3 protein-coding genes are annotated in these 4439 nt (G+C 56.2%); all 3 read left to right on the top strand.

Annotation, left to right across the window (positions count from 1 at the left end; translation table 11 throughout):
• The first annotated feature begins 239 nt into the window (after positions 1 to 239).
• Positions 240 to 1736 carry an ATPase RavA gene (gene ravA, locus RTY00_RS20530; protein WP_036648974.1) on the top strand — a complete coding sequence of 499 codons (1497 nt, stop codon included), beginning with the start codon at positions 240 to 242 and terminating at the stop codon, positions 1734 to 1736.
• Positions 1733 to 3193, top strand: a complete 1461-nt coding sequence (gene viaA / locus RTY00_RS20525) for an ATPase RavA stimulator ViaA (RefSeq protein ID WP_312665889.1) — start codon at positions 1733 to 1735, stop codon at positions 3191 to 3193. Before ravA ends, viaA begins: the two co-directional genes overlap by 4 nt.
• Positions 3194 to 3239: 46 nt before the next feature.
• A partial coding sequence (ovoA, locus tag RTY00_RS20520; RefSeq protein ID WP_312665891.1) for a 5-histidylcysteine sulfoxide synthase occupies positions 3240 to 4439 on the top strand: 1200 nt, incomplete at its 3' end.

Below are 4439 nucleotides of genomic sequence, written 5' to 3'. Positions count from 1 at the left end.
CACAGTATGCACATATTCCCAAAAAAACCTACTCTTACAAAGTGTCACCATCGCGTCGGTGACGCGGTTTTTCGCCGAAAATAGCGCCAAAAAACCGTTGGAAGCGGCGAGTTCTCTCGCATCAACCTTCTGAAACAAAAAAGCTGACGGCTATCAACGCAATCGCGCATGATAATCAGTAGAGTATTGCGCTCGCCAGAATATGACGGCACCAGGATCAAAAGGATAATGATGTGATTATGGCTCAACCCCATCTTTTGGCAGAAAGAATTTCTCGCCTGAGCAACGCTCTGGAAAAAGGGCTGTATGAACGCCATCATGCGATCCGCCTTTGTTTGCTGGCAGCCTTAAGTGGCGAAAGCGTGTTTCTGCTCGGGCCGCCGGGCATCGCCAAGAGTCTGATTGCCCGCCGATTAAAATACGCCTTCCAGCACGCCCGCGCTTTTGAATACCTGATGACCCGTTTTTCCACCCCTGAAGAGGTGTTTGGCCCGCTATCGATTCAGGCCCTGAAAGATGAAGGGCGTTATCAGCGTCTGACCAAAGGCTATCTGCCGGATGCCGAAATTGTTTTCCTCGACGAAATCTGGAAAGCCGGCCCGGCGATTCTGAATACCTTGCTGACTGCCATCAACGAACGCCGCTTCCGTAATGGCGACAGCGAAGAAAAAATCCCGATGCGCTTGCTGGTTACCGCTTCCAACGAACTGCCGGAAGCCGATAGCGGACTGGAAGCGCTGTATGACCGCATGTTGATTCGTCTGTGGCTGGATAACGTGCATGAGAAGCAGAACTTCCGCAGCATGCTCACCCACCAGCAGGATGAAAACGACAATCCGGTGGCGGAATCGCTGCGCATCAGCGATGAAGAGTATGAACAGTGGCAGAAAGGCATCAGCCAGGTCAGTTTGCCGGATCACGTGTTTGAACTGATCTATCAGCTACGTCAGCAGTTAGAAACGCTGCCGGACGCACCATACATTTCTGATCGTCGCTGGAAGAAAGCCATTCATCTGTTGCAGGCCAGCGCCTTTTACAGCGGTCGCGTGACCATCGCGCCCATCGACTTAGTACTGCTGAAAGATTGCCTGTGGCATGACGTGGCATCGATGAAAATGCTGGATCGCGAAATCGATACGCTGATGTCGCAACATGCGTGGCAGCAGCAAGCGCTGCTGCACAAGCTGCAGCAGATCAAAGGCCGCCGTCTGGCGCTGCAACAGCAGCAAAGCGTGGCGCAAGCGCTGACGCTGGAGAAACACAGCGGCATGTTCAGCCGCAAACCGCATTACGAATTACCCGCCGCCATCACCGATGAGCAGCTGACGCTGATGCTGCAACAGCCGTTAATGCTGCACGACATGCAGGTGACGCACATTCTGATTGGCCGTGAAGCACTGGATCAGTGGCTGCTGAAGGGCGGTGAAATTCGCGGCAAGCTGAACGGCATCGGCTTTGGTCAAACGCTGGATATGCTGGTGGATACGCATCATTGTCTGACGCTGCGCGATGTTAGCCTGCAATCCACGCGTCTGACGCTGCCGGGCGCCAGCAGCAGCAGCGAGATGCCGCAGGAGATCGCCGATGAATACGAAGCGCTGGAAACCCAGTTGCGCGCACAGCGCACGCTGTTCAGCCAGCATCAGCGCTGCCTCTTCATTAGCGATGACTGGCTGGCACGCATTGAAACCAGCCTGCAGGATGTCGCGGAACAGCTGAAACAGGCGAGAAAATGATCTCACTGGAGACGCTGAGTGCGCTGCTTTCGATTGGCGAAACCGAGTTAATCGAAGAGTTGATTATCGCGCTGCTCGCCTCGCCGCAGCTGGCGCTGTTCTTTGAGAAGTTTCCCCGCCTGAGGCAAGCCATGATGCGCGATCTGCCACGCTGGCGATCGGAGATCGCCGAGCAGATCAAAGTCACGCCGGTGCCAGAAGCGCTGGCGCAGGAGTTTCAGCTGTTTCAGCAGATGCAGCTGCTCAGCACGCAACATTTCACCCAGCAGTTACCCAACATCATGATGCAGCTGAAAAGCCTGCCGTCGCCCTTCATCGAAGAAGCCAGCAAACTGCTGCTGAATGCCGAAAGCGACCAGCTCACCAACGCGCAACACACGCTGTTCCTGCAACGCTGGCGTCTCAGCCTGACGCTGCAAACGCTAACGCTGAATGAAACCATTCTCGAAGAGCAGCGCGAACGCTTGATGGCCGAGCTGCAGCAGCGCATGGCGATCAGCGGTCAGCTGGCGCCAATCCTTACCGATAATGATGAAGCCGCCGCCGGACGCCTGTGGGATTTGAGCAAAGCGCCGCTGCAGCACGGCGATTACGAACTCATCGTGCAGTACGGCGATTTCCTCGCCCAGCAGCCGGAGCTGATGAAGCTGGCGCAGCAGTTGGGTCGCAGCCGCGAAGCCAAATCGGTGCCGTCGCAGGATGCGCCGCTTGAGGAATTTCACCAGCTGGTGCGCGAACCGGATAATGTGCCGGAAGAGGTCAGCGGCATTCATCAAAGCGATGATGTGCTGCGTCTGTTGCCACCTGAATTGGCGGCATTGAGCATCAGCGAGTTAGAGCTGGAGTTTTATCGGCGCTTAGTTGAAAAACGCTTGCTGACTTATCGTCTGCAGGGCGATGCGTGGCATGAAAAAGTCACCATGAGCCCGGTCAGCCACCAGCAGCATGAAGAGCAACCGCGCGGCCCGTTTATCGTCTGCGTTGATACGTCCGGTTCGATGGGCGGTTTCAACGAACGCTGCGCCAAAGCCTTTTGCCTGGCGCTGCTGAAAGTGGCGCTGGCGGATAAGCGCCGCTGCTACATCATGCTGTTCGCTCATGAAGTGATCGGCTATGAACTCACCGCCGACAATGGCATTGAGCAGGCAATCCGTTTCCTCAGCCAGCGTTTTCGCGGCGGCACCGATCTCGCTGCCTGCCTTGCGGCGGTGGTGAAACGCATGGAAGGCAGCGCCTGGCAGGAAGCGGATGCGGTGATCGTCTCTGACTTTATTGCCCAACGTTTGCCGGACGACATCGTCAGCACCATTAAGCAGCGTCAGCGCCAACATCAACAGCGTTTCCATGCGGTGGCGATGTCCCTGCATGGCAAACCCGGCATCCTGCGTATCTTCGATCACATCTGGCGCTTCGATACCGGCCTGAAAAGCCGTCTGCTGCGCCGCTGGCAGCGCTAATTCATCTGACGGAAATGCTAATTTGCTATATTGATAAGTTCGAGCACTGAGCAAACTGGAGCACCTTGTGACAACCGCCCAACTTCCCGCACCGACCCGCACGCTAAAACTTTCCGGCCAAAACTCCGAACAAAAACGGGCCGAGCTGCTGGCGTACTTCACCCAAACCTGGGAACTGTATGAAAGCCTGTTTGATTGCCTGGCGGACGAGCGCGCCTGGTTTAATAAAGCCATTTCGCTGCGCCATCCGCTGATCTTCTATTTTGGCCACACCGCGACCTTCTACATTAATAAGCTGATGGCAGGCCGCTATCTTGATCAACGCGTTGACGATCGCATCGAAGCGATGATGGCGATCGGCGTGGATGAGATGAGTTGGGACGATCTCAACGACAGCCATTACGATTGGCCGAGCATCGCAGAGGTGCGCGACTATCGTGGCAAAGTGAAAAGCCTGGTGAGTGAGTTTATTCGCACCCTGCCGCTGGAACTGCCAATCGGCTGGGACAGCCCGGCGTGGGTGGTGTTGATGGGCATTGAGCACGAGCGTATTCATCTGGAAACTTCCAGTGTGCTGATGCGCCAACTGCCGATTGAATGGGTTAAGCCGCAGCCGCACTGGCCGGTTTGTCCGCAGGCGCGTCACGATCGTCAATCTGTGCCGGATAATTCCCTGATCGCGATGCCCGGCGGCCGCGTGCAGCAGGGAAAAACCGACGACACCTATGGCTGGGATAACGAATACGGCAGTCAGCAGACCGAACTTAAGCCGTTCAAGGCCAGCAAAATGCTGGTCAGCAATGCTGAGTTTTATCGCTTCATTGCAGCGGACGGTTATAACGATCGCCGCTGGTGGGATGACGAAGGTTGGGGCTGGCGTGAATTCTCCGGCGCACAGATGCCGACATTTTGGGTTGGTGATGAAAAGCTGCCCGATCAGCTAAAACTGCGCGTACTGGCCGAAGAAGTGGCGATGCCGTGGGATTGGCCAGCGGAAGTGAATCAACTGGAAGCCGCCGCGTTCTGTCGCTGGCTGGCCGAAGAGACCGGTAAATCTATTCAGCTTCCCTGCGAGGCCGAATGGGCGCAGCTGCGCGAGCAGGTTAGCGGCGATCAGCCGGATTGGCGTGAAGCGCCGGGCAATATCAATTTGGCATATTGGGCTTCCTCCAGCCCGGTCGACCGTTTTGCGCAAGGTGAGTTTTACGACATCGTCGGCAACGTTTGGCAGTGGACCACGACGCCA

It is taken from the genome of Pantoea sp. CTOTU49201 (assembly GCF_032054795.1).
GTDB classification, from domain to species: Bacteria; Pseudomonadota; Gammaproteobacteria; order Enterobacterales; family Enterobacteriaceae; genus Pantoea; species Pantoea symbiotica.
The sequence above is the reverse complement of the archived record's forward strand: the minus strand, read 5'-3'. Positions and strand labels throughout refer to the sequence as shown.